Origin of the sequence: Roseivivax sp. GX 12232 (assembly GCF_021272185.1) — a bacterium.
GTDB lineage: Bacteria > Pseudomonadota > Alphaproteobacteria > Rhodobacterales > Rhodobacteraceae > Roseivivax.
Genome location: NZ_JAJSEC010000001.1, coordinates 504,064 through 526,205, shown reverse-complemented (window position 1 = coordinate 526,205; position 22,142 = coordinate 504,064). Strand labels below are relative to the sequence as shown.

At 69.8% G+C, this 22,142-nt stretch carries 23 protein-coding genes and 1 other RNA gene; 15 read left to right on the top strand and 9 right to left on the bottom strand.

All coding sequences use genetic code 11. The features are described from left to right. Positions 1 to 29 precede the first annotated feature (29 nt). The 4 genes from LR948_RS02365 to murD all read left to right on the top strand — a co-directional run bounded on the left by LR948_RS02365 (position 30) and on the right by murD (position 3,794). The gene (locus LR948_RS02365) at positions 30 to 386 is read left to right on the top strand and encodes a hypothetical protein (protein WP_232752321.1); all 357 of its coding nucleotides are present in this window, start codon (positions 30 to 32) and stop codon (positions 384 to 386) included. Continuing rightward, positions 364 to 846 carry an ImmA/IrrE family metallo-endopeptidase gene (locus tag LR948_RS02360; RefSeq protein WP_232752320.1) on the top strand — a complete coding sequence of 161 codons (483 nt, stop codon included), beginning with the start codon at positions 364 to 366 and terminating at the stop codon, positions 844 to 846. The genes LR948_RS02365 and LR948_RS02360 overlap by 23 nt, the downstream gene beginning before the upstream one ends. Before the next feature lie 250 nt (positions 847 to 1,096). Then, complete coding sequence (locus LR948_RS02355; protein WP_232752319.1) at positions 1,097 to 2,317, top strand: Coenzyme F420 hydrogenase/dehydrogenase, beta subunit C-terminal domain; 1,221 nt, start codon at positions 1,097 to 1,099, stop codon at positions 2,315 to 2,317. A 73-nt stretch (positions 2,318 to 2,390) separates the two neighbouring features. After that, complete coding sequence (gene murD / locus LR948_RS02350; protein ID WP_232752318.1) at positions 2,391 to 3,794, top strand: UDP-N-acetylmuramoyl-L-alanine--D-glutamate ligase; 1,404 nt, start codon at positions 2,391 to 2,393, stop codon at positions 3,792 to 3,794. A gap of 16 nt (positions 3,795 to 3,810) precedes the next feature. Here murD and LR948_RS02345 read toward each other — a convergent pair whose 3' ends face one another. Then, the gene (locus LR948_RS02345) at positions 3,811 to 4,497 is read right to left on the bottom strand and encodes a hypothetical protein (protein ID WP_232752317.1); all 687 of its coding nucleotides are present in this window, start codon (positions 4,495 to 4,497) and stop codon (positions 3,811 to 3,813) included. A gap of 69 nt (positions 4,498 to 4,566) precedes the next feature. Then, positions 4,567 to 5,751 carry an NAD(P)/FAD-dependent oxidoreductase gene (locus LR948_RS02340; RefSeq protein ID WP_232752316.1) on the bottom strand — a complete coding sequence of 395 codons (1,185 nt, stop codon included), beginning with the start codon at positions 5,749 to 5,751 and terminating at the stop codon, positions 4,567 to 4,569. Positions 5,752 to 5,915: 164 nt separating this feature from the next. Between LR948_RS02340 and LR948_RS02335 the strand changes: the two genes are divergently transcribed. The 4 genes from LR948_RS02335 (at position 5,916) to LR948_RS02320 (ending at position 7,973) form a co-directional block, all read left to right on the top strand. Further along, the gene (locus tag LR948_RS02335; RefSeq protein ID WP_232752315.1) at positions 5,916 to 6,629 is read left to right on the top strand and encodes an alpha/beta fold hydrolase; all 714 of its coding nucleotides are present in this window, start codon (positions 5,916 to 5,918) and stop codon (positions 6,627 to 6,629) included. A gap of 34 nt (positions 6,630 to 6,663) precedes the next feature. Further along, an RNA gene (gene rnpB, locus LR948_RS02330) (RNase P RNA component class A) lies at positions 6,664 to 7,071 on the top strand. Between the two features lie 111 nt (positions 7,072 to 7,182). Then, a complete protein-coding gene (gene rpmG / locus LR948_RS02325) occupies positions 7,183 to 7,350 on the top strand; it encodes a 50S ribosomal protein L33 (RefSeq protein WP_218448217.1) in 168 nt (55 codons plus the stop codon). Between the two features lie 113 nt (positions 7,351 to 7,463). Beyond that, positions 7,464 to 7,973: a GNAT family N-acetyltransferase gene (locus tag LR948_RS02320; RefSeq protein ID WP_232752314.1), complete on the top strand. Its 510-nt coding sequence runs from the start codon at positions 7,464 to 7,466 to the stop codon at positions 7,971 to 7,973. Between the two features lie 482 nt (positions 7,974 to 8,455). Here LR948_RS02320 and LR948_RS02315 read toward each other — a convergent pair whose 3' ends face one another. Both LR948_RS02315 and LR948_RS02310 read right to left on the bottom strand, forming a co-directional pair. Next, positions 8,456 to 9,199 carry a Bax inhibitor-1/YccA family protein gene (locus LR948_RS02315; protein ID WP_232752313.1) on the bottom strand — a complete coding sequence of 248 codons (744 nt, stop codon included), beginning with the start codon at positions 9,197 to 9,199 and terminating at the stop codon, positions 8,456 to 8,458. 157 nt (positions 9,200 to 9,356) lie between these two features. Continuing rightward, the gene (locus LR948_RS02310) at positions 9,357 to 9,566 is read right to left on the bottom strand and encodes a DUF1127 domain-containing protein (protein ID WP_232752312.1); all 210 of its coding nucleotides are present in this window, start codon (positions 9,564 to 9,566) and stop codon (positions 9,357 to 9,359) included. Positions 9,567 to 9,691: 125 nt separating this feature from the next. Between LR948_RS02310 and LR948_RS02305 the strand changes: the two genes are divergently transcribed. Continuing rightward, on the top strand, positions 9,692 to 10,534 hold the full coding sequence (locus LR948_RS02305; protein ID WP_232752311.1) for a LysR family transcriptional regulator: 843 nt from the start codon (positions 9,692 to 9,694) through the stop codon (positions 10,532 to 10,534). A 64-nt stretch (positions 10,535 to 10,598) separates the two neighbouring features. Here LR948_RS02305 and LR948_RS02300 read toward each other — a convergent pair whose 3' ends face one another. The 3 genes from LR948_RS02300 to LR948_RS02290 are packed head-to-tail and all read right to left on the bottom strand — an operon-like array spanning position 10,599 to position 13,196. Further along, complete coding sequence (locus tag LR948_RS02300; protein ID WP_232752310.1) at positions 10,599 to 11,324, bottom strand: HAD family hydrolase; 726 nt, start codon at positions 11,322 to 11,324, stop codon at positions 10,599 to 10,601. Further along, on the bottom strand, positions 11,321 to 12,220 hold the full coding sequence (locus LR948_RS02295) for an aminotransferase class IV (RefSeq protein WP_232752309.1): 900 nt from the start codon (positions 12,218 to 12,220) through the stop codon (positions 11,321 to 11,323). Before LR948_RS02295 ends, LR948_RS02300 begins: the two co-directional genes overlap by 4 nt. 4 nt (positions 12,221 to 12,224) lie before the next feature. Beyond that, positions 12,225 to 13,196, bottom strand: coding sequence for an NADPH:quinone oxidoreductase family protein (locus LR948_RS02290; protein WP_232752308.1), 972 nt, complete (start codon positions 13,194 to 13,196; stop codon positions 12,225 to 12,227). A 282-nt stretch (positions 13,197 to 13,478) separates the two neighbouring features. On the opposite strand from LR948_RS02290, the gene LR948_RS02285 reads away from it, so the two are divergent. The 4 genes from LR948_RS02285 (at position 13,479) to LR948_RS02270 (ending at position 16,798) form a co-directional block, all read left to right on the top strand. Continuing rightward, the gene (locus LR948_RS02285) at positions 13,479 to 13,862 is read left to right on the top strand and encodes a helix-turn-helix domain-containing protein (protein WP_232752307.1); all 384 of its coding nucleotides are present in this window, start codon (positions 13,479 to 13,481) and stop codon (positions 13,860 to 13,862) included. A 151-nt stretch (positions 13,863 to 14,013) separates the two neighbouring features. Continuing rightward, the gene (hisN, locus tag LR948_RS02280) at positions 14,014 to 14,811 is read left to right on the top strand and encodes a histidinol-phosphatase (RefSeq protein ID WP_255702744.1); all 798 of its coding nucleotides are present in this window, start codon (positions 14,014 to 14,016) and stop codon (positions 14,809 to 14,811) included. Next, on the top strand, positions 14,808 to 16,148 hold the full coding sequence (locus LR948_RS02275; RefSeq protein WP_232752306.1) for an 8-oxoguanine deaminase: 1,341 nt from the start codon (positions 14,808 to 14,810) through the stop codon (positions 16,146 to 16,148). Before hisN ends, LR948_RS02275 begins: the two co-directional genes overlap by 4 nt. Then, entirely contained in the window at positions 16,148 to 16,798 is a 651-nt protein-coding gene (locus LR948_RS02270) for a CAP domain-containing protein (protein WP_232752305.1), read from the top strand. The genes LR948_RS02275 and LR948_RS02270 overlap by 1 nt, the downstream gene beginning before the upstream one ends. 333 nt (positions 16,799 to 17,131) lie before the next feature. Here the strand turns inward: LR948_RS02270 and guaD are convergent, their stop codons facing one another. Continuing rightward, a complete protein-coding gene (guaD, locus tag LR948_RS02265; protein ID WP_232752304.1) occupies positions 17,132 to 18,421 on the bottom strand; it encodes a guanine deaminase in 1,290 nt (429 codons plus the stop codon). A gap of 134 nt (positions 18,422 to 18,555) precedes the next feature. On the opposite strand from guaD, the gene mgtE reads away from it, so the two are divergent. Together mgtE and LR948_RS02255 are read left to right on the top strand one after the other, a co-directional pair. Continuing rightward, on the top strand, positions 18,556 to 19,953 hold the full coding sequence (gene mgtE, locus LR948_RS02260; RefSeq protein WP_232752303.1) for a magnesium transporter: 1,398 nt from the start codon (positions 18,556 to 18,558) through the stop codon (positions 19,951 to 19,953). Beyond that, complete coding sequence (locus LR948_RS02255; RefSeq protein ID WP_370634845.1) at positions 19,950 to 20,510, top strand: 5-formyltetrahydrofolate cyclo-ligase; 561 nt, start codon at positions 19,950 to 19,952, stop codon at positions 20,508 to 20,510. The genes mgtE and LR948_RS02255 overlap by 4 nt, the downstream gene beginning before the upstream one ends. A 515-nt stretch (positions 20,511 to 21,025) precedes the next feature. On the opposite strand, the gene cobS is transcribed toward LR948_RS02255, so the two are convergent. Further along, entirely contained in the window at positions 21,026 to 22,012 is a 987-nt protein-coding gene (gene cobS / locus LR948_RS02250; protein WP_232752302.1) for a cobaltochelatase subunit CobS, read from the bottom strand. Positions 22,013 to 22,142: the final 130 nt, after the last annotated feature.

Here is a 22,142-nt window from a genome sequence, read left to right as displayed (position 1 = left end):
AGACAGTTTGATGACGCAGAGGAGGGCCCATGGGCTCGGCGGAAGTGAGCACGACGGTCATGGAGTTTGCCGCCCAAACCGGACGACTGGATTTTCTGTCTGCAGTGCTTGCCGTTCTTGCTATCATATTGGGTGTCGGTGCATTTCCAGTCTTTTTCTTCGTTCAGCGCCGGGCGGAACAGGTTGCCCGCGAAGAGGTCAGCGCGGCACTGGAAGGAGTGCTTGATCGGATCGAGAATGAAGCGATATCGAAAGTCGAAGCGATGTTGCCTACATTGTATGAAGAATATTCTGAGATAGCCCGCCGCGCTGCAGACGATGATGTCGCCAACGCAATTGCCGCCGCACAGGAGGATGGAGGAGATGCTGGAAACGCTGACAAGTAGGGTTCGGTCGGCTCAGAAGCACGCGCCGGTTGACCTTGAAGGCTTGGCGTCCAGCCTTGGCTTGAAAGTGAATTACGCCTATCTTCCCGCCGGAATCTCAGGAGAACTTGTTTCGGACAACGGATCGTTCTCCATCAACATCAATGCGGGCGACCCCCCGACCCGGCAGCGCTTCACGCTCGCGCACGAAATCGGGCATTACGTGCGCCACCGTGACCTTATCGGAACCGGGCTCGACGATGACAGAGCCTACCGCAGCACCAATCAAGGGCGCTATTTCAACACGCGGATCGGACCGAAGCAGGAAACGGAAGCCAACAAGTTTGCGGCCAACCTGTTGATGCCTTGGGACCTGATCGAAGAGATGCAGGAAGCCGGGCTCAATCGCTCCCAGATCGCCGGGCAGCTCGGCGTGTCCGAGCACGCGATGGCCATCCGGTTGGGCGAACCCTACCCCTGAAAATTTGAACGAGGGTAATGGGCGCCCTCGTCCTTGGCTCTTGATCCCACGACCCAGCGGGGCGGGGCCTTTGGCCCCGCGCATGTCTGGCGCCCGGTCCCGCTGGAGCGGGTCCGGGCGCGGGCGAGGGGGCTGTCTGCCCCCTCGCGCTCCCCCGAGAGGTATTTGAGGCCCGGTCAGGCCTGCAGGGGGTTGGTGCGCCACCCGACTGTCAGCTAGGGTTGACAGGTGTCGGCGAACGGGAGGGCGCATGCCACGCGACAGCGCGGGACTCATGGTGCCGGAGATCGGCGGCGCGGCGCGGCCGGGGCTCTGCACCGATTGCGGCGTGAGCCGCATGGGCGACGGCCGGGCCTGCGGGCGGGCCTGCCAGTTCATCCAGCCGGATTATCCCGGGCTTGAGGCCCGGGTGCATGGCCGCGCAGCCGAGCCCGGGGGTGACGAGGGCTTCTTCGGGGTCACCCGGGCGATGTATCGCGCGTCGCTCGATCCGCCGCTGCCCGGGGCGCAATGGACCGGCATCGCTTCGGCGCTTGGGGCGCAGCTTCTTGAGGACGGGGCGATCGACGCGGTCCTCGCCGTGGCGCCGCATCCCGAGGACCGCTGGCGGCCCATGCCGGTCGTGGTCACCGATCCCGCCGACATGGCCCGCACCCGGGGCATGCGCATGGGCTTCGCGCCGCTTCTCGCGGCGCTGGAGCCCGCGCGGGACGCAGGCCACCGGCGCATCGCGGTGATCGGCATTCCCTGCCAGGTCTACGCGCTGCGGGCGCTCGAGGCGGAGCTGGGCTTCGAGGAGATCACCGTCATCGGCACGCCCTGTTCGGACAATACCACCACCGAGAATTTCCACGCCTTCCTCGCGCGGCTCGATCCCGCGCCCGAGCGGATTTCCTACCTGGAGTTCCGCGCCGACTACCGGGTCGAGCTGCGCTTCGACGACGGGCGGCCGCCGCGCGAGGTGCCCTTCCTGAGCCTGCCGCTGTCGGATCTGCCGGCGGATTTCTTCCCGCTGACCTGCCGGACCTGCGTCGATTACAGCAACAGGCTGGCCGATGTGACCGTGGGCTACATGGGCGGCGCGGGGCAGCAATGGCTGATCGTGCGCAACGCCCGGGGCGCGGCGCTTCTGGATCGGCTGGGGCCGCGGCTGAAGCGCGCGGCCCCCGGCTCCAAGGGCGCGCGGGCGGGCGCGGTCCGGGGCTTCATGGGCAATGTCGAGCGCGCCGCGGGCGGGCTGCCGGTGCGGCGGATGCCCGGCTGGCTGCGGCCGCTCGTGTCCTTCCTGCAGCCGCGCATCGGGCCGCGCGGGCTGGAGTTCGCCCGTGCCCGGCTCGAGATGAAGGCCATCGAGACGGTGCTGCACCTGCGCCGCTGCCACCCCGCGCGGATCAAGAACATGGTGCCCGCGCATGTCTGGCGGCTGGTCCGGCCTTATGGGCTGTTGCCCCGCGAGGACGAGACGCCGTGAGGCTTTCCTTGGCCCGGCATTTGCCCTAGCCCTGTCGCGCAAGACAGAAGGTTTGAGCGGCGGAGGGGCAGAGATGATTCCGGTGACCGGCATGACGGGCGAACGCGTGGGCGTCCTGGGACTGGGCCGCTCGGGCCTCTCGGCGGCGCGGGCGCTGGCGGCGGGCGGGGCGCATCCGGTCCTCTGGGACGACACGCCGGACGCCCGCGCCCGGGCCGAGGCCGAGGGCTTCGAGGTCACGGCGCTGGCCTCGGCTTCGGTCATGGCGGAGCTGACGCTCCTGGTGGTCTCGCCGGGCATCCCGCATCTCTATCCCGCGCCGAACCCGGCGGTTGCCGCGGCCTGGGAGGCCGGCGTGCCGGTCGACAACGACATCGGGCTGTTCTTCCGGGCCCTGGCCTCGGGCGAGTGGATGGCGTTCGACAGCCCGCCCAAGGTGGTGGCGGTCACCGGTTCGAACGGCAAGTCGACGACCTCGGCGCTGATCCGGCACATCCTGGCCGAGGCCGGGCGGCCGGTGGAACTGGCGGGCAACATCGGACGCGGGGTGCTGGACCTCGACCCGCCGGGCGACGGGTCGGTGATCGTGCTGGAGCTGTCGTCCTACCAGACCGAGCTGGCGCGGGCGCTGACGCCGGACATCGCGGTCTTCACCAATCTGACCGCCGATCACCTCGACCGGCACGCCGGGCTCGGCGGCTATTTCGCCGCCAAGCGCCGGCTCTTCGCGGAGGGTGGGCCGGACCGCGCGGTGATCGGCGTCGACGAGCCCGAGGGCCGGTTCCTGGCCAACCAGATCGCCACGTCGCCCGGCGACGACCGGCTGATCCGGGTCTCGGTCGGGCAGAAGCCGCAGGGGCCGGGCTGGCAGGTCATGGCGCGCAAGGGCTTCCTCAGCGAATGGCGCAAGGGCAAGCAGGTCGGCGCCATCGACCTGCGCCAGATCCCCGGGCTGCCCGGCGCGCACAACCACCAGAACGCCTGCGCGGCCTATGCGGCGGTCCGGGCGCTGGGGCTCGGGCCGCGGCAGATCGAGGCGGCGCTGGGCAGCTTCCGGGGCCTGCCGCACCGCAGCCAGATCGTCGCCGAGGCGGGCGGCGTGCGCTACGTCAACGACAGCAAGGCGACCAATGTGGATTCCGCCCTGAAGGCGCTGCAGGCCTTCGAGAAGATCCGCTGGGTCTGCGGCGGGCTGATGAAGGAAGGCGGGCTCTCGGCGCTGGAGCCGGGGCTGGCCCATGTCAGCAAGGCCTATGTGATCGGCCGCGAGGCGGCGCAATTCGCGCTGGGGCTGACCGGGGTCGAGGTGGAGATCTGCACCGACATGGCGACCGCCGTGGCCGCCGCCCATCGCGACGCCCTGCCGGGCGAGACGGTGCTTCTGGCCCCGGCGGCGGCAAGTTTTGACCAATACGACAACTTCGAGAAGCGCGGCGAGGATTTCGCCGCCGAGGTGGCGCGGGTGACGGGCGGCTGACGCCGCCGTGACGGGCTTAGCCGCGCGGCATCTCGGGCGGTTGGCGCAGGGACGCCAGGTGGCCCGCTTCCAGGGCGCCGGGATGGATCGCGCCGATCTGCGCGGGGATCTTCGGCAGCTGCAAGAGCCGCGCGATGGCGAAGCGATGCGCCGCGCCGCCCGAACGCATCAGCGTGCCGTCCCGCGCGATATGCACCAGCACCCCGCCGTGTTCGCGGCGGTAGCTCTCGGGCGTCTCCGAACGCGGGCGCAGCCCTTCGCGCTTGGCATAGCTCCAGAGCTTGTCGAGCCGCGCGTAGCGGCGGTCGAGCGCGTCGAGGTCCTTCAGCCCGTCGGGGCGGCCACCCGCCAGGATCTCGGCCTTGAGGCGGTGATAGATCGGGGTCTCCGACCAGGGCACGCCCTCGACGAAATGCAGCCGGCAGGACAGCGCCTTGTCGCTTTCGGGCAGGGGCAGGCGCGAGAGGTCCCAGTCGCCGGGGATCACCTGGCCCGAGTTGTGGCGCCGGAGCGGAAAGGTCTTGCCGCCGGAATAGACGTGGTTCACCGCCATCGGATCGACCCAGAGGCATTCGTCGCTCTGCGGCGCGCCCGCGCCGAAGCGCAGCCGGTTCCAGAGATCGCGCGCGGTCTTGCGCGGTACCTGCGCGCGGATCGCGCGGGTGATGCGGGTCGGCAGGCTTTTCTTGGCGGCTTTGGTCATGACGACGGATTTGTAACCATCGCATGACGTTTTCAAGCGTCTTCTGCGCGGCTGTCGCCGGGCTGTTACCTAGGCGTCATGCCCGGCGATGGCGCGGCCCGCGGCCCAGCCCGAGGACCAGGCCCATTGGAAGTTGTAGCCGCCGAGCCAGCCGGTCACGTCCAGCGCCTCGCCGATGATGTAGAGGCCGGGCAGGCGCTCGGACTGCATGGTCTTCGACGAGACCCCCTCGGTCGCGACCCCGCCCAGGGTCACCTCGGCGGTGCGGTAGCCCTCGGAGCCCGCCGGGCGCAGTTCCCAGTGCTGAAGCGCCCGGCAGAGCGTCGCGATGCGTGCGTCCGAAAGATCGCCGAGCCGGCCCGAGAGGTCGATCTCCTCGGCGAGGTGGTCGACCAGCCGCTGCGGCAGGTGATGGGCGAGCTCGGTGGTGAGCTGGCGCTTGCCGCTGCTGCGGCGCTTCTCCGACAGAAGCTCCGCCAAGGGCGTCTCGGGCAGGAGGTCGAGGGCCAGGCTCTCGCCCTCGCGCCAGTAGCTCGAGATCTGCAGCACCGCCGGACCCGAGAGCCCGCGATGGGTGAAAAGAAGCGCCTCGTCGAAGCTGGTGCCGTTGCAGCTCGCGCGCGCCGGGGTCGAGACGCCGGAGATCGGCTTGAAGCGCCCGTCGGGGAAGGTCAGGGGCACCAGCGCCGGGCGGGTCTCGGTCAGGACATGGCCGAAGCGCTCGGCGATCTCATAGGCAAGGCCGGTGGCGCCCATCTTGGGGATCGACTTGCCGCCGGTCGCGAGCACGAGGTTCCGCGCGGTCACGGTGCGGCTCGCGCCCTCGCGCTCGAAGGTGGCGCGGAAGCGCCCATCGGCATGCTCGAGCGCGGTGAGCCTGGTCGAAAGCCAGAGCTCGGCCCCCGCCGCCGCCATGTCATCGCGCAGCATGGCGATGATTTCCTTGGCGCTGCCGTCGCAGAAGAGCTGCCCCAGCGTCTTCTCGTGCCAGGCGATCCCGGCCTCGGAGACCCGCGAGATGAAATCCCACTGCGTGTAGCGCGACAGGGCGGACTTGTGGAAATGCGGGTTGCCGCCCAGGAAGCGCTCGAAGCGGACGTCGAGATTGGTGAAATTGCAGCGCCCGCCGCCGGAGATGCGGATCTTCTCGCCCGGGGCCTTGGCGTGGTCGACGACCAGCGTGCCCGGGCCCGCATGGGCCGCGCACATCATGCCGGCCGCGCCGGCGCCGAGGATCAGCGTTGTCACTTCCATGTCGCGCGGAAAGCACGGGCGGCGGCAATTCGCAAGCGCGCCGATGCCGCGGCTTCCCAGGTTCGGGGCTTTTGCTAGACTTTCGGGACAAGCGTCAGGATGGACGCGCGAGCAGGGTTCCCGTTGTGCAGGTTTGTGTTCAAAGCGCAGCGCCCGAGGAAACCGTGGTCTTTCTTCCGGGCCATGGCGCGACGGGTCATGTCTTTGCCCATCAGGTGCAGGCGCTGGCGCTCGACCGGCTGGTGAGCCTGGTGCTGCCGCAGGGCGCGGCCCGGGTCGAGGAGATCGCGCAGCGCATCCTGCCCTGCCTGCCGCCGCGGGTGGCGCTGGTGGGCCATGGGCTTGGTGGTGCTGTGGCGCTCGAGATCCAGCGGCAGCTGCCGGCGCGGGTCACGCGTATTGCGCTGATCGCCGCGGCGCCTTTTGCCGAGACCCCGACCGAGGCCGCCGCCCGCGAGGCGCGGATGATCGCGCTGCGCGCCGGGCGGATCGCCGATTGGGTCACGCGGGAGTTCCCGGCGGGCGCGATCTCAGAGGTGGCCGAGCGCGGGCGGCTCGGCGCGGTCCTCTCGGGCATGGCCGAGGTCCTGGGCGCCGAGACGCTCCTGGCGCAGTCGCGCGCCATGCAGCGCCGGCCCGACCAGCAGGCGGTGCTGCGCCGCTGCCTCGCGCCGATCCTGGTGCTGGGGGGCACCGAGGATCCGCTGATCCGCGCCCGGCGGCTCGAGGTGACGGCGGGGCTCGCGCCGGTGGGCGAGCTTTGCCTGATCCCGGGCACCGGGCATTTTCCCATGCTCGAGGCGCCGCAGCTCGTGGCCGAGGCGCTGCGCGACTTCATGGCTCGCAGCCTGATCCTGCGCCGGCGCGCCGCGGATTGACGCGGGCCGCGGGCCGGCGTATCGCCCGGGACGCGCGGAGGGCCGGACGGCCGCCTCGGCCGGGGGTGACCCCGCCGGGGAGGAAAGTCCGGACTCCTTGAAGCGACGGTGCCGGGTAACGCCCGGGCAGGGCAACCTGACGGAAAGCGCCACAGAGAACAGACCACCGCCGGCGCGTCCGGCGGCCAGGGTGAAACGGTGGGGTAAGAGCCCACCGGGGGCCGGGCAACCGGACCCGCATGGCAAGCCCCACCGGGAGCAATGCCGCATAGGGACCCCGCGCGGGCTGATCCTTTCGGGGATATCGCCGCAGGGCCGCTTCAGCCCGAGGGGTCCGGGTTGGCAGCACGAGCCGGTCCGCGAGGGCCGGCCCAGATGAATGGTCGTCGCGGGCGGGGAGACCCGCCTGGCACAGAATCCGGCTTACAGGCCCTCCGCGCGAGATTCCGGGGCCCGCCCGGTTGACTTGACGGGCCTCTTGAGCAATACGCGGGCCTCAAAGAATTTCACGGGGGTGCGTGGCACCGCGCGCCCGCCCGAAGGAGACGACACGATGGCGAAGCCGACGACGATCAAGATCCGCCTGAACTCGACCGCAGGCACCGGCCACTTCTACGTGACCAAGAAGAACGCGCGCACGATGACCGAGAAGATGGTGATCAAGAAATACGATCCCGTCGCGCGCAAGCACGTCGAATACAAGGAAGGCAAGATCAAGTAATCTGCCCGATTTTTGATGTTCCGGAACGCCGCTCCCCCCGGGGGGCGGCGTTTTTCGTGCGGGCGGTCCGGGGCGCGGGTTATTCTGGCCGCCCCACATTTCCGGACAGATTGATGATGTTGATTGATTCGCCGATGATCCGCCGGGCCCATGGCTCGGACTTTCCCGCCGTGGACCGGCTGTTTTCCACCGCCTACCCGGTGCTTCTGGCCGGGACCTACTCCGAGGAGGTCTGCGCCGGCGCGCTGCCGGTGATCGGGCGGGCGCAGCCCGAGCTGCTGCGGTCGGGCTCGTTTTTCCTGGTCTTGCGCGGGGCGCTCCTGGTCGGCGCCGGGGGCTGGACCCAGGCGGCGCCCGGCCGCGGCGCGCGCACGCCGGGCGTCGGTCATGTGCGCCACGTGGTGACCCATCACAACTACCAGCGCCAGGGCATCGGGCGGCGGCTTCTCGACTATATCATCGGCCATGCCCAGGGGCAGGGGATGCGCGAGCTGTCCTGTGTCTCGACGCTGAACGCCGAGCCCTTCTACGCCGCCATGGGATTCGAGCGGCAGGGCCCGGTGACGGTGCCGCTGCCGGGCGGGGTGAAGCTGCCGGCCGTGGCGATGCGGGCGCGGTTGTGAGGGGGGCTTCGGGGTGCGGTGTAGTCTGCGCGTGAAGCTTGAGAGAGAGGCGCATTTCACGCGCCACTCCTTCTGAGCAGATCCTCACCACCAACACAGTGAGCCGCCCCGTCTTGCGCCCGAATAGCATCGAAGATGCCGGGCGCGCGCCGGACCGGCCCCTTGGGCCGGCGCTCCTTGGAGTGGTGCGCTTAGATCGCCTCTAGCCCTGACCTTGTTGGGATAAAGTGCATGGCTCAGAGGTCGGCAGCGCCGGCCCCCGGTCCGGCGCGCGCCCTCTGTTGTGTGGGGTGGGAGGGGGCAGGGTTGGGTCGTTGCGCGTCGGGCGGGAGCGTCGCGCACCTTTGGCGTCGCAAAGGGCCGCGCCAGGGTCACCGCGACCTGCTCCCGCCTCGGCCACCACACCGTACCCGCCAGCCCTCCCAAACGAAAAAGGCCGCCCCGAAGGGCGGCCTTCCCATCAGTCCAAGAACAACCCGCGCTTACTCGCGATTGCCGAAGAGCTGCAGCAGGAACATGAACATGTTGATGAAGTCGAGATAGAGACGCAGCGCGCCCATGATCGCCGACTTGCCGAGCCACTCCTGGTCACCGTGGCGGGCATGTTCGATGTATTCGTTCTTGATCGACTGCGTGTCATAGGCGGTCAGACCCGCGAAGATCAGCACGCCGAGGATCGAGACGGCGAAGAAGATCGCCGGGCTCTGCAGGAAGATGTTCACGATCGAAGCCACCACGAGGCCGATCACGCCCATCATCAGGAAGGTGCCCCAGCCCGAAAGGTCCTTCTTCGTGGTGTAGCCGAAGAGCGACAGGCCCGCGAAGGAGATCGAGGTCACCAGGAAGACCTGGGCGATCGAGATGCCGGTGAAGGCGACGAAGATCCAGGACAGCGACAGGCCCATGACCGCGGCGAAGACGTAGAAGAACGTCTGCGCGCCGGCGGCCGACAGCCGGTTGATCGCCGCGCCGAAGCCGAAGACCATCAGCAGCGGCGCGAACATCACGATCCAGCCGAGGATGTTCGGCTGAAGGGTCTGAGGATCGCGGAAGATGCCCAGGAGCTCGGGGCTGGAGCCCACGGCCCAGGCCACCAGGAAGGTCAGGAACATGCCCACGGACATGGTGCCGTAGACCTTGTTCATGTGAGCGCGCAGGCCCTCGTCGATCTCAGCCGAACGCGCACCGGCGGCCGCGCCGGTCCGAACGGTTCTGTATTCAGCCATTCATTCCTCCGAATTGAACATGAGCCCGGCAGATCGCTCCACCGGAAGTCTTGCCAAATATCGGCACTCGGCGCCCGGGTTTCAAGAATTTCCGGGCGCCATACAGGGAAACAATGAACGGATCTTGCGCGGCTGCACAGGCGCTCAGCCTTGGCGCTCAGCCGTGCCAGTGATCGGGCGCGTCCCAGGGCGCGCGGGCGGCTTCGGCCTCGGCCTCGGCGCGGCTGAGGCCGAGGTCGGCCAGCCGGGCGTCGTCGAGCCGGGCGAGCTGGCGGCGCTGACGGGCGAGCGCCAGCATGGCGGTGACGCGGCGCCGCAGCCCCGGGCGGGGCAGGGCGGGCAGGCTCAGGCGGTCGATATGGGCCATCTTCCTCATCCTTCATCAAGCGTGATGCCTTCGGGGTGAAGCATCTTTCCTGTTGATGAATATCGGGTCGTGGCGCTATTATGGAAACGAATGTTTATGACACCCACCATCACGGAGCGTGATGAATGCGCAATCTCGATGTCACCACCCTGCGCTCCTTCGCCGCGGTGGCCGAAACCGGCGGGGTGACCCGCGCGGCGAAGATCCTCAACCTGACGCAATCGGCGGTCTCCATGCAGCTCAAGCGGCTCGAGGAGATGCTGGGCCTGGCGCTGCTCGAACGCTCGGGGCGCGGGGTGGCGCTGACCCCCTCGGGCGAGCAGCTCCTGGGCTATGCGCGGCGCATGGTGTCGCTGAACGACGAGATCTACGCGCTCCTGACCGACGACACGCTGGAGGGCGAGATCCGGCTCGGCGTGCCCGAGGACATCCTGTACCCGGTGGTGCCGCGGGCGCTGCAGAGCTTCGCCGCCGCCTTCCCCCGCATGAAGGTCCGGCTCGAGACCGCCAATACCGCGGTTCTGCTGGAGAAATTTGCCCTGCACGAGGTCGACCTGATCCTGACGACCGAGGCGCATCGCGGCGGCGAGACGCTGCATGTGGCGCCCCTGGCCTGGCACGGCGCGCCGGGCGGCTGCGCCTGGCGGCAGCGGCCCTTGCCCTATGCCCAGGCGCGGATCTGCGCTTTCCGCCCGGCGGTGGTGCGCGCGCTGGAGGCCTCGGGCATTCCCTGGTTCCAGGTGATCGACAGCGACAGCGACCGCTCGATCGAGGCCACGGTCAGCGCCGACCTGGGCGTCGTGGCGCTGATCGAGGGGCATGCCCCGCCGCAGCTCGAGCGGATCGAGACCGGGGGCGCGCTGCCGGACCTCGGCACCATGAAGATCAACCTCTACGCCGAACGCGCCGAGCAGGGCCCGCCGGCGGCGCTGGCCGAGCTCCTGCGCAAGGGCTTCGCGGCGCTCTAGCGCCCGCGCCGGGAAAGCGACCCGGACTCAAAGGCTTGCCGCCCGGTCCGAAGGCGCCCCGCGCTCAGCCCGCCCGCAGCCGATGCGCCTTCAGCTTCTCGTAGGCGGGCAGGGCGGCCTCGGCGGTGGCGGCATAGGCGCCCGAGAGCTCGGGCAGCGGCCCCTCGCGCCCGGCGAAACCCGTCGAGCCATGCACCGCCTTGTACCAGACCGGCGCCCAGACCCCGTCATAGGGTTTCGGCCCGGCGGGCCAACGCAGCATCTCTTGATGAAACTCGATCTTCAGCGCCGCGCAGAGCGCCCGCAGCATCGCTTCGGGCGCGTCGCGTATGTCGTTGGAATCGATCACGATCGGCGCTTTGCCCTCGCGCTCTGCCACCTCGTCGAAGAGCTCGGCCTGTTGCAGAAAGCCGATGTCCTCGAGCCCCGCCGCCTCGTATTTCGAGGCGAAGCTCGCCAGCACCCGGGCGGGGTGGCGGATCAGGAAGACATTGGTCACATCCGCCATCCAGTCGCGCGGCATGCCCGCGATCATGTGCTGGCACATGTGCTTCTGGTAGACATGCGCACGGCCCTCGGGCGGATCGGCCCGGAGCGCCGCGGCGACCTCGGCGGGATCGAAGAGGCCCGCGGCGCGGATCTCCTCGGCCATGGGATGCGCCAGCCCGGTCCGGGCCAGATAGGCGGCATAGAAGGGCTCGTCCCAGGCCGCGCAATCGCCCCGCGCGGCGAAGGCATACATCAGCGCCGTCGAGAGGTTGCGCGGGCCTGACCACATGGCGATCCTCATGCGCCCACGAGCTCCTTGTAGGCGGCGCGGATGCGGCGGGTCACCGGGCCCATCTCGCCCGCGCCGATCTCCCTCCCGTCGATCTCGCTCACCGGGGTCTGGGCCCCGAAGGAGCCGGTGAGGAAGGCTTCCTCGGCGGAATAGGTCTCGACCAGCGAGAAGTTCTTCTCGAAGACCGGGATGCCCTCGCGGCGGCAGATCTCGATCACCGCGCGGCGGGTGATGCCGTTCATGCAGTAGTCCCCGGTCGAGGTCCAAACCTCGCCCTGCCGCACGATGAAGAAGTTGCAGGCATTGGTGGTGTTCACGAAGCCATGCACGTCGAGCATCAGCGCCTCGTCGGCGCCGGCCTTTTCGGCGGCGATGCAGGCGAGGATGCAGTTCAGCTTGGAATGGCTGTTGAGCTTGGGGTCCTGGGTCATCGGCAGGCCGCGCTGATGCGCGACGGTGGCCAGCCGGATCGGGCGCGGGATCGCGGGGCGCGAATGCTCCATCACGATCACGAAGGTCGGCCCGCGCGTCGACAGCGCCGGATGCTGGAAGGGCCGCGCCTTGACCCCGCGCGTCACCATGAGCCGGGCATGGGCGTCGGTCTGCATGCCGTTGGCGGCGCGGGTCTGTTCCAGCCGGTCGATGACCTCGGCGCGGGTGAGCCCGATGTCGAGGTCGATGGCCTTGGCGGCCTCGAAAAGCCGGTCCATGTGCTGGTCGAGAAAGGCCCAGGCGCCGTTGTAGAGGCGCAGCCCCTCCCAGACGCCGTCGCCCAGCATGAAGCCCGAATCGAAGACCGAGACCACGGCCTCGGCCCGGGGCTTCAGCCCCTCGTCGACCCAGATCAGGACCTCGGCGTTGCGGGCGTCCTCCTCGGCCTGGTGGGTGAAGGTCTCCTCGGGCATGGGCTCACTCCGCCGGCTGGATCTCGATCACCACCTTGCCGGTGGACTTGCGGCTGCGCAGAAACTCCAGCCCCTCGGTCGCGCGCTCGAGCGGCAGCACCTCGCTGACATGCGGGGAAAGCCGGCCCTCGGCGTGCCAGGCGAAAAGCGTCGAGAGGCTGCCAGTGACTGCCTCGGGGCGGAAGCCCATGTAACCGCCCCAGTAGATACCCATGACCGAGAGGTTCTTGACCAGCAGGTGATTGGCCTTGATGCGCGGCACGTCGCCCGAGGCGAAGCCGATCGGCAGAAGCCGGGCCTCGGGGTTGCAGGCGCGGAAGGCGGCCTCGAAGGCCTCGCCGCCGACCGGGTCGTAGACCACATCCGCGCCGCCCGCGGCCTTCACCTCGGCGCGCAGGTCGGCGGTTTCGGCGTCGATCAGGATGTCGGCCCCGGCGCGGCGCGCGACCTCGAGCTTCTCGGCCCCGCGGGCATAGGCGATGACCTTCGCGCCCATGAGCTTGCCGATCTCCACCGCGGTCAGCCCGACACCGCCGGCCGCGCCCAGGACCAGGAGCGTCTCGCCCTTCTGCAGCCGCGCGCGGTGGTCGAGCGCGAGGTGGCTCGTGCCGTAGGCGACCATGAAGGCCGCCGCCTCGACCGAGGTCATGGTCTCGGGGATCGGCACCGCGCGGCGGGCGTCGAAACAGCCGACCTCGGCCAGCCCGCCCGAGCCGCCGAAGACCGCCACCCGGTCGCCCTGGGCCAGCCCGGTGACACCTTCGCCCAGCTCGGCCACGCGGCCCGCGACCTCCATGCCGAGCGCGAAGGGCAGCTCGGGCGTGTCCTGGTAGCTGCCCTGGACCATCAGAAGATCGGCGAAATTCAGCCCGCAGGTCTCGATCCTGACGGCGATCTCGCCGGGGCCGGGCCGGGGGGTGGGCATGTCCTTCAGAACCGGCGGCGCGCCATGCGCCTCGACGACCAAAGCCTTCATCCCGCACTCCTTATTGGCGAATTCCTCGCCTCCGGTGATGCGGCGCGGCGGGCAGCGGGTCAAGCCGTGGAAATCGGTTTCGCCCTGCGGTTCCAGACTGGCATACAACTCATGACACATCAGGGGGTCATATTTTTTCAACTCTTGCGGGTTGTCTTGGCAGGGGTCTTGGATATATCATGAGCCTTGCTGATTGGGTGCTCAGCTTGAAAACTTTGGTGCTTCGGAGCTCCGTCTGGTGCCCCTTTGCGCCAGTCGCTTTTAGAAGCAGAGGGCTCGTGTATGACGCATCCTGTGGACGTCCATGTTGGCAAACGTATTCGCCATAGACGTTGGTTGGTGGGGATGACCCAACAGCAGCTGGCCGAGAAGGTCGGCATCAAGTTCCAGCAAATCCAGAAGTACGAGACCGGCGCGAACCGCGTCTCCGCCTCGCGCCTCTGGGATATCGCCGAAGCGCTGTCCATCCAGGTCAGCTTCTTCTTCGAGGGCATCGACGAGCCAGAGGGTGAGGCCCCGGCCGCCGAGGACATCGGCCAGTCGGTGCCGAAGGACATCCTTGGCGACAAGGAGGCGCTCGATCTCGTGCGCTCCTACTACGCGATCCCTGAAAACCAGCGGCGGCGCCTCTTCGAGCTGGCCCGCGTGCTCTCCGACGTGGCCTGACCGCGCCGCCCTGCCTCTCCGCTTGACGACGGCTGCCCGACCCCCGGGGCGCGCGAGCGCCTCCGGACTTGATCGTGCGCGCGAAACGGGTCATCCCGGCCTTGATCGGCCCGGGATCCGGGCCCGTGTCACGGGGGCAGGGAGGCCGCGCATGCGCAGAGACGACGCCGAGGAGATCCGGCAGGTGGCCGATGCCATGGCCGATGCGGCGGGCCGGGCGATCCTGCCCTATTTCCGCGCCGCCGATCTGGCCGCCGAGAACAAGCTCGACGCCGGGTTCGACCCGGTGACCGAGGCCGACCGCGCCGCCGAACGCGCCATGCGCGCGGTCCTGCAGGAGCGGCGCCCCGAGGACGGCATCCTCGGCGAGGAATACGGCGCGGTGCCGGGCCGCTCGGGGCTGACCTGGGTGCTCGACCCGATCGACGGCACCCGCGCCTTCATCTGCGGCGCGCCGACCTGGGGGGTGCTGATCGCGCTCTCCGACGGCGCGCGGGTGCATCACGCGGTGATCGACCAGCCTTATACCGGCGAGCGCTTCACCGGGGGCGCGGAATTGGCCGAATGGCGCGGCCCCTTCGGCACCCGGCCCCTCGGCGTGAGCGGGGTGACCCGGCTCTCCGAGGCGCGGCTGATGACCACCTTTCCGGAGGTCGGCACCGAGGCCGAGGGCGCCGCCTTCCGCCGCGTCGCGGGCGCGGCCCGGCTGACCCGCTACGGGATGGATTGTTACGCCTATGCGCTGCTCGCCGCCGGGCAGATCGACCTGGTGATCGAGGCCGGGCTCAACGCCTATGACATCCAGGCCCCGATCGGGGTGATCGAGGCCGCGGGTGGGGTTGTCACCGACTGGCAGGGTCGCCCCGCGCTCGCGGGCGGCCGCGCCCTGGCCGCCGCCACGCCCGAGCTGCACGCCGCGGCGCTGGCGCTGCTGGAGGATGTCGCGTGAGCGAGGTCCTGATCCGCGGCGCGACCCATGTGCTGACCATGGACGACGCCGGGCGCGAGCTCTCGGGCGCCGATATCCGCCTCGCGGATGGCGTCATCACCGAGATCGGCCAGGGCCTCGAACCCCGGGGCGAGGTGATCCAGGCCGAGGGCTGCCTGGTCACGCCGGGCCTCGTGAACACCCATCATCACCTCTACCAGAGCCTCACCCGCGCGGTGCCCGGCGGGCAGGACGCGCTGCTCTTCGGCTGGTTGAAGACGCTATACCCGATCTGGGCGCGCTTCGGCCCCGAGGAAGTCTATGTCTCGGCGCTCACTGGCCTGGCGGAACTGGCGCTTTCGGGCTGCACGCTGACCTCGGATCACCTTTACCTCTATCCCGGCGGCGCGCGGCTCGACGACACGATCGCCGCGGCGGGCGAGATCGGGATGCGTTTCCATCCCACCCGCGGGGCCATGTCGATCGGCGAAAGCGCGGGCGGCCTGCCGCCCGATGCGCTGGTCGAAGCGGAGGCCGCGATCCTCGAGGATTGCATTCGCGTGGTCGACGCCTTCCACGACCCCGCCCCGGGTGCCATGCTGCGCGTCGGCATCGCGCCCTGTTCGCCCTTCTCGGTCAGCCGCGAGCTGATGCGCGACGCGGCGCTCCTGGCCCGCGACAAGGGGGTGATGCTGCACACCCACCTGGCCGAGAACGACGAGGACGTGGCCTACAGCCTGGCGCAGTTCGGCTGCCGCCCCGGCCAATACGCCGAGGGCCTGGGCTGGACCGGCCCGGACGTCTGGCACGCCCATTGCGTGAAGCTCGACGGCGATGAGATCGACCTCTTTGCCCGGAGTCGCACCGGCATCGCCCATTGCCCCTGTTCGAACTGCCGGCTGGGCTCGGGCATTGCCCCGGTCCGGGCGATGCGCGACGCGGGCGTGCCGGTGGGGCTCGGCGTCGACGGCTCCGCCTCGAACGACGCGGGCAACCTGGTGGCCGAGGCGCGGCAGGCGCTGCTTCTGCAACGCGTGGCCCGGGGAGCCGATGCGATGAGCGCGCGCGAGGCGCTCTGGATCGCCACCCGCGGCGGCGCCGAGGTGCTGGGCCGCGAAGACTGCGGGCGCATCGCGCCGGGCGCCCGGGCCGACCTGGCGCTCTGGAACCTGCGCGGCGTCGAAAGCGCCGGCAGCTGGGATCCCGCCGCGCTGCTCCTCGCCGGTCCGACCCGGGTGCGGGACCTCTTCGTCGAAGGCCGCCAGGTGGTGCGCGACGGCCAGATCGCGACGCTGGACCTGCCCCAGGTGCTGGAGCGCCAGCGCCACCTCGCGCGGCGCCTGGCCGAGGCGGTCTGATGCGCGCGGGGCTGGCGGGGGTGGTGCTGGCGTGCCTCGTTGTGGCGGGCTGCGCGCTGGCGGTGCAGGACGGAGCATCCGGTCCTAGCGCGACCGCCGCCGCGCTTCCCGCGACTTCCGCCGCGCCTGAAATCACCGCCGATCCCAGAGCGGCCTCCGCGGCACCTATGACTGGCGCAGAAGCTACCGCGCTTCCCGCCAATCGCACCGCCGCCTCAGGCGCCGCCGCACCCTCACCCGCGTCCGCCAACGCCGGAGCGCCCGTCGCGACCACCGCCGACGCCAGCTCCAACCTCGCCGCCATCACCGCCTTCCGCGCCCGGGCCGGCCTCGGCTCGCTCGCGGCCAACCCCAGGCTTCAGGCCATGGCCGAGACCCACGCCCGCGACCTCACCCGCAATTCCCGCTTCTCGCACATCGGCTCCGACGGCTCTGATATAGCGGAACGCGCCCGCCGCGCCGGCTACCGCTTCTGCCGCCTCGCCGAAAACCTCGCGCGCGGCCAAGGCAGCATCGAGGCCGCGCTGCGCGGCTGGACGACCTCACCCGCGCACCTGGAAAACCTGCTCCTGCCGGATGTCACCGAAGCCGGCCTCGCCCGCGCCCCCGGCAACCTCTGGGTCCTGGTCCTCGCGCGCCCCGGCTGCTGACAGAGCCACAAAACCCCCCTCTCAAAACAGCCCAACCATCCCCATAGAAGCGCACCGCCCGCCAAGAAGCCCCCTCTACAGGCCTGACCGGGCCCAAAATACTCCGGGAGCGCGAGGGCAGAGCTCTCGCTCCGGCCGGGCGGGCCTCAATGGCCCGGCCGGACGGATGGCCAGCCCGAACCCAAGAAACAAAAGCGCCCCCGATCCACCCCACCCCGGCCTGACCGGGCCCAAAATACTCCGGGAGCGCGAGGGCAGAGCTCTCGCTCCGGCCGGGCGGGCCTCAATGGCCCGGCCGGACGGACACAGCCACCCAAGCAAGCCCAAACACCCTCAGACCCGCTTCTCGCCCCCGACCCAGACCGCGCGCAGGGCGCGGTCGTCGCCCATCATGATTGTGGCGAAGACCTCTTCCCAGGCATCCTCCGCCTGGGCCGCGCGCTGGGCGATGGCCGCGGTCGAGGCGAGGTCGAGGACCGCGATGTCGGCCTCGGCGCCGGGGGTAAGGCGGCCGATCAGCCCTTCGGCGTGCAGCGCCCGGGCGGAGCCCTCGGTGGCGAGCCAGAGCAGCTCGGCGGCGTGCAGGGGCCGCCCGCGCAGCTGGCCGATCTCATAGGCCGCCGCCATGGTGCGCAGCATCGAGAAGGAGGAGCCGCCGCCGGTGTCGGTCGCGAGCCCCACCGGGATGCCGCGGGCGCTGAGCCCACCCATGTCGAAGAGCCCCGAGCCGATGAAGGTGTTGGAGGTCGGGCAATGCACCAGGGACGCGCCGCTCTCGGCCAGGCGGTCGATCTCGCGCTCCTCGAGGTGGATCGCGTGGCCGTAAAGCCCGCGCTCGCCCAGGAGCCCGTAGCGCTCGTAGGTGTCGAGGTAGTCGCGGGCCTCGGGGTAGAGGCCCTTCACCCAGTCGATCTCGTCGGTCTGCTCCGACAGATGCGTCTGCATCAGGCAGTCGGGATGTTCGGCCCAGAGCGCGCCCAGGGCCTCGAGCTGCTCGGGGCTCGAGGTCGGCGAGAAGCGCGGGGTGATGACATAACCCGCCCGGCCGGTCCCGTGCCAGCGCGCGATCAGCGCGGCGCTGTCGTCATAGGCGCTGACCGCGTCGTCGCAGAGCTCCTCGGGGGCGTTGCGGTCCATGCAGGTCTTGCCGGCGAAGACCCGCATGTTGCGAGCCGCGGCGGCCTCGAAGAAGGCCTCGGCGCTCTCGGGATGCGAGGTGCAGTAGCTAGCCACCGTGGTGGTGCCATGGGCCGCCACGAGGTCGAGGTACTCGCCCGCCACCTCCCGGGCATAAGCGGGATCGCCGAAGCGCATCTCCTCGGGGAAGGTGTAGCTGTTCAGCCAGTCGATCAGCCGCTTGCCCCAGGAGGCAATGATCCGGGTCTGGGGGTAATGCACATGGGCATCGACGAAGCCCGGGGCGATCAGGTCGCGGCCGTAGGTCGTCTCGGGCACCTCGGGGGCGGCCTCGCGCAGGGCTGCCGCGGGGCCGATGGCGGCCACCGTGCCCTCGGCGATCAGGACGCCCCAGCCTTCTTCGATCCGGGCCGCCTCGGGGCCCTCGATGAGGGGGTTGCCGTCCCAGATCAGGACCCGGCCCGTCAGCAAGTGATCCGCGCTCATGCCTTGTCTCCCGGCTTCTTCCGCCGGCGCGACACTAGGCCGGGCGGCAGGCGAGGTAAATCTGGCGGCGGCCCTGTTTCTTCCCCCCGCGCTGCCCTACTCTCCGCCTGACCCCAGTCCCCGAGGAGTGCGCGATGGCGGAAGATCAGCTCGACGTGGCCCCCGAGCCGGAGGATCAGGAGAGCGACGCCTATGCGCTTGATCCCAAGACCATCACCGCGATCCTCTACAGCGTCGAGGTGCAGGACCGCGCGCGGCTGGTAGAGCTGCTCGAGCCGCTGCATGCCGCCGACATCGCGGACATGCTCGAACAGATGAACGCCTTCGACCGGATGCGGCTGATCCGGCTCTACGGGCAGGAGTTCGACGGCGACATCCTGACCGAGCTCGACGAGGGCCTGCGCGAGGAGGTGATCCGCATCCTCGAGCCCGAGGTCCTGGCCGATGCGGTCCGCGACCTCGATTCGGACGACGTGGTCGACCTGCTCGAGGATCTCGAGGACGCGCAGCGCGACTCGATTCTCGACGCGCTCGAGGACAGCGACCGGGTGGCGGTGCAGCAGTCGCTGACCTATCCCGACTATTCCGCCGGCCGCCTGATGCAGCGCGAGGTGGTCATGGCCCCCGAGCACTGGACGGTGGGCGAGGCGATCGACCACATGCGCGCCACCGAGGACCTGCCGGACCAGTTCTACCACATCATCCTGGTCGACCCGCGGATGCGGCCGGTCGGCAAGGTGGCGCTGGGCAAGCTGATGTCCTCGCGCCGCGAGGTGAAACTGGCCGAGATCACCGACGACAGCTTCCACGTCATCCCCGCGACCCGCGACGAGGCCGATGTGGCCTATGCCTTCAACCAGTATCACCTGATCTCGGCCCCGGTGGTCGACGAGAGCGAGCGGCTGGTGGGCGTGATCACCATCGACGACGCCATGCTGGTCCTCGAGGAAGAGAACGAGGAGGACATCCTGCGCCTCGCCGGCGTGGGCGAGGAAAGCTCGCTCTCGGACAGCGCCCTGCAGACCACGCGGCAGCGCTTTCCCTGGCTGGCGGTGAATCTGGCCACGGCGATCCTCGCCTCGCTGGTCATCGCCCAGTTCGAGGGCGCCATCGCCCAGGTCACCGCGCTGGCGGTGCTGATGCCGATCGTGGCCTCCATGGGCGGCAACGCCGGCACCCAGTCGCTGACCGTGGCAGTCCGGGCGCTGGCGACCCGCGACCTGACCGGCTCCAACGCCTTCCGGGTGATCCGCCGCGAGGCCACGGTGGGCTTCATCAACGGCCTGGCCTTCGCGGTGGTCATGGGGGTCGTGGGGGTCCTCTGGTTCGGCTCGACGGCGCTCGGCTGGGTGATCTTCGCGGCGATGATCATCAACATGGTCGCCGCGGCGCTCGCGGGCATCGGCATCCCGATCCTGCTCGAGAAGGCCAAGGTCGACCCGGCGCTCGCCTCGGGCACCTTCGTGACCACCGTGACCGACGTGGTGGGCTTCTTCGCCTTCCTGGGGCTGGCGAGCATGGTGCTGCTGTGAGCGGCGCCGAGATCAAGGCCGCGGCCCGCAAGGCCGCCATGGCGCGCCGCGCCGAGGCTTTCGCGGCCCGCGGTGCGGCCGACGCGGGGCATCTCTCCGAGGTGCTGGCGGGCTACCGAGGCGTGCCGCTCTCGGGCTACATGCCGATCCGGAGCGAGATCGACCCGCTGCCCGCCATGGAAGAGGCCGCGGCCCATGGCCCCGTCGGCCTGCCGGTGATCGAGGCCAAGGGCCGCCCGCTCAGCTTCGCCCGCTGGGAGCCCGGGATGGCGCTGACCGAGGGCCCCTTCGGCGCGCGCGTGCCCGAGCGGATCGAGCCCATGGTGCCCGAGATCCTGATCGTGCCGCTCCTGGCCTTCTCCCGCGCCGGCGGGCGGCTGGGTTACGGCGGCGGTTTCTACGACCGCACGCTCGAAGCCCTGCGCGCCATGCGCGCGACGCTCGCCATCGGTTTCGCCTTCGCCGCCCAGGAGGACGGTGAGGTGCCGCTCTCGCCCACCGACCAGCCGCTCGACATGGTGGTCACCGAGCGCGAGGTGATCGAGGTGGCGCGCTGAGGGCTTCCCTGGGGGTTTTTGGTTTTGTTGGGGGGACGCCCGCCTGGCGGCGGGCGGGATGTCTGGCCCGCTGATCGTGCCGATCATCGGGCGGGCGAGGGCGCTGCCCTCGCGCTCCCGGAGGTATTTTCAGCCCGGTCATGCGCAAAAGGGGGGTGGCGCGGGGTGTGACGCGGGGCGCGCCGGGGTTGGCGGGGCGTGTTGGGAGCGTGGCGCGGTTGTTTGCGCGTGGGCGCTGGTGGGGCGGTTTGTTCGGGCGAGTGGGAGCGGAGGCGCAGTTCGGCGGCCTTGGCGCTTGTTCTTCGCGCGGGTGGGCCGAGGCCGCGCCTAGAGCCTAGAGCGCAGAGCTTACTAGAGCCTGGCGGCGCAGGCGGGTGACGTTTTGAGCTTGGAGGGGAAGGGCGGCTGCGCGGTGTGCGCCGCGCCGAATGTGGCGGGGCCCGCCAGCGAGGGGGCCGCGCCGGGCGTGGCTGCCTCGCGCGCCCCGGCTTGGCCGGGCGCGCGAGGGAAAGGGCTCAGCCCATGCTGACGCTGGCTGCGCTTTCGGGCAGTTCCTGGTCGAAGCAGCGCTGGTAGAACTCGGCCACGGTCTGGCGCTCGAGCTCGTCGCATTTGTTCAGGAAGGACACCCGGAAGGCATAGCCCACGTCGCGGAAGATCTCGGCGTTCTGCGCCCAGGCGATCACCGTCCGCGGGCTCATCACGGTCGAGAGGTCGCCGTTCATGAAGGCGGTCCGCGTCAGCTCGGCGACGGTGACCATCTGCCGCACCTGGCGGCGGCCCTTGTCGCTGTCGTAGCCGGGGTTCTTCGACAGCACGATCTCGACCTCGGCGTCCATCGGCAGGTAGTTCAGCGTCGCCACCAGGTTCCAGCGGTCCATCTGGCCCTGGTTGATCTGCTGCGTGCCGTGATAGAGCCCGGTGGTGTCGCCCAGGCCCACGGTGTTCGCCGTGGCGAAGATCCGGAAGAAGGGATGCGGGTGCAGCACCTCGTTCTGGTCGAGCAGCGTCAGCTTGCCGTCGACCTCGAGCACGCGCTGGATCACGAACATCACATCCGCCCGGCCGGCGTCGTATTCGTCGAAGACGATCGCCGTGGGGTTGCGCAGCGCCCAGGGCAGGATGCCCTCCTGGAACTGGGTCGTCTGCTTGCCGTCGACGAGCCGGATCGCGTCCTTGCCGATCAGGTCGATGCGGCTGATGTGGCTGTCGAGGTTCACCCGCACGGCGGGCCAGTTCAGCCGCGCCGCGACCTGTTCGATATGGGTCGACTTGCCGGTGCCGTGGTAGCCCTGGATCATCGTCCGGCGGTTGTGCTCGAAGCCCGCCAGGATGGCGAGCGTGGTGTCGGGGTCGAAGCGATAGGTGGAATCGACGTCGGGCACCCGGTCGCTGGCTTCGGCGAACCCGTGCACCACCATGTCGCTGTCGATGCCGAAGGTCTCGCGCACCGAGATTTCGACCGTCGGTTTGGCATTGATATCCATCGATCCGTCCGCCATTCTTTCCGCGTCCTCCTGGTCGGCAGCCTTCGTCCGGCCCGTCGTGCAACATATTGCGGGGAGGAGCAAGGGAAAGCGCGGAGCGCGGCACGGGCGCCGCCGCGGCTCCCGGGGCAGGGCAGACAGGGCC

Coding starts and splice junctions, on each gene's coding strand:
- LR948_RS02320 (WP_232752314.1), top strand. CDS start 7,464: ATGATGTTGATTGATTCGCCGATGATCCGCCGGGCCCATGGCTCGGAC.
- LR948_RS02360 (WP_232752320.1), top strand. CDS start 364: ATGCTGGAAACGCTGACAAGTAGGGTTCGGTCGGCTCAGAAGCACGCG.
- LR948_RS02310 (WP_232752312.1), bottom strand. CDS start 9,566: ATGGCCCATATCGACCGCCTGAGCCTGCCCGCCCTGCCCCGCCCGGGG.
- hisN (WP_255702744.1), top strand. CDS start 14,014: ATGCGCAGAGACGACGCCGAGGAGATCCGGCAGGTGGCCGATGCCATG.
- LR948_RS02285 (WP_232752307.1), top strand. CDS start 13,479: ATGACGCATCCTGTGGACGTCCATGTTGGCAAACGTATTCGCCATAGA.
- LR948_RS02295 (WP_232752309.1), bottom strand. CDS start 12,220: ATGCCCGAGGAGACCTTCACCCACCAGGCCGAGGAGGACGCCCGCAAC.
- LR948_RS02355 (WP_232752319.1), top strand. CDS start 1,097: ATGCCACGCGACAGCGCGGGACTCATGGTGCCGGAGATCGGCGGCGCG.
- LR948_RS02300 (WP_232752310.1), bottom strand. CDS start 11,324: ATGAGGATCGCCATGTGGTCAGGCCCGCGCAACCTCTCGACGGCGCTG.
- rpmG (WP_218448217.1), top strand. CDS start 7,183: ATGGCGAAGCCGACGACGATCAAGATCCGCCTGAACTCGACCGCAGGC.
- cobS (WP_232752302.1), bottom strand. CDS start 22,012: ATGGCGGACGGATCGATGGATATCAATGCCAAACCGACGGTCGAAATC.
- LR948_RS02365 (WP_232752321.1), top strand. CDS start 30: ATGGGCTCGGCGGAAGTGAGCACGACGGTCATGGAGTTTGCCGCCCAA.
- LR948_RS02315 (WP_232752313.1), bottom strand. CDS start 9,199: ATGGCTGAATACAGAACCGTTCGGACCGGCGCGGCCGCCGGTGCGCGT.
- LR948_RS02270 (WP_232752305.1), top strand. CDS start 16,148: ATGCGCGCGGGGCTGGCGGGGGTGGTGCTGGCGTGCCTCGTTGTGGCG.
- LR948_RS02305 (WP_232752311.1), top strand. CDS start 9,692: ATGCGCAATCTCGATGTCACCACCCTGCGCTCCTTCGCCGCGGTGGCC.
- guaD (WP_232752304.1), bottom strand. CDS start 18,421: ATGAGCGCGGATCACTTGCTGACGGGCCGGGTCCTGATCTGGGACGGC.
- LR948_RS02345 (WP_232752317.1), bottom strand. CDS start 4,497: ATGACCAAAGCCGCCAAGAAAAGCCTGCCGACCCGCATCACCCGCGCG.
- LR948_RS02340 (WP_232752316.1), bottom strand. CDS start 5,751: ATGGAAGTGACAACGCTGATCCTCGGCGCCGGCGCGGCCGGCATGATG.
- murD (WP_232752318.1), top strand. CDS start 2,391: ATGATTCCGGTGACCGGCATGACGGGCGAACGCGTGGGCGTCCTGGGA.
- mgtE (WP_232752303.1), top strand. CDS start 18,556: ATGGCGGAAGATCAGCTCGACGTGGCCCCCGAGCCGGAGGATCAGGAG.
- LR948_RS02290 (WP_232752308.1), bottom strand. CDS start 13,196: ATGAAGGCTTTGGTCGTCGAGGCGCATGGCGCGCCGCCGGTTCTGAAG.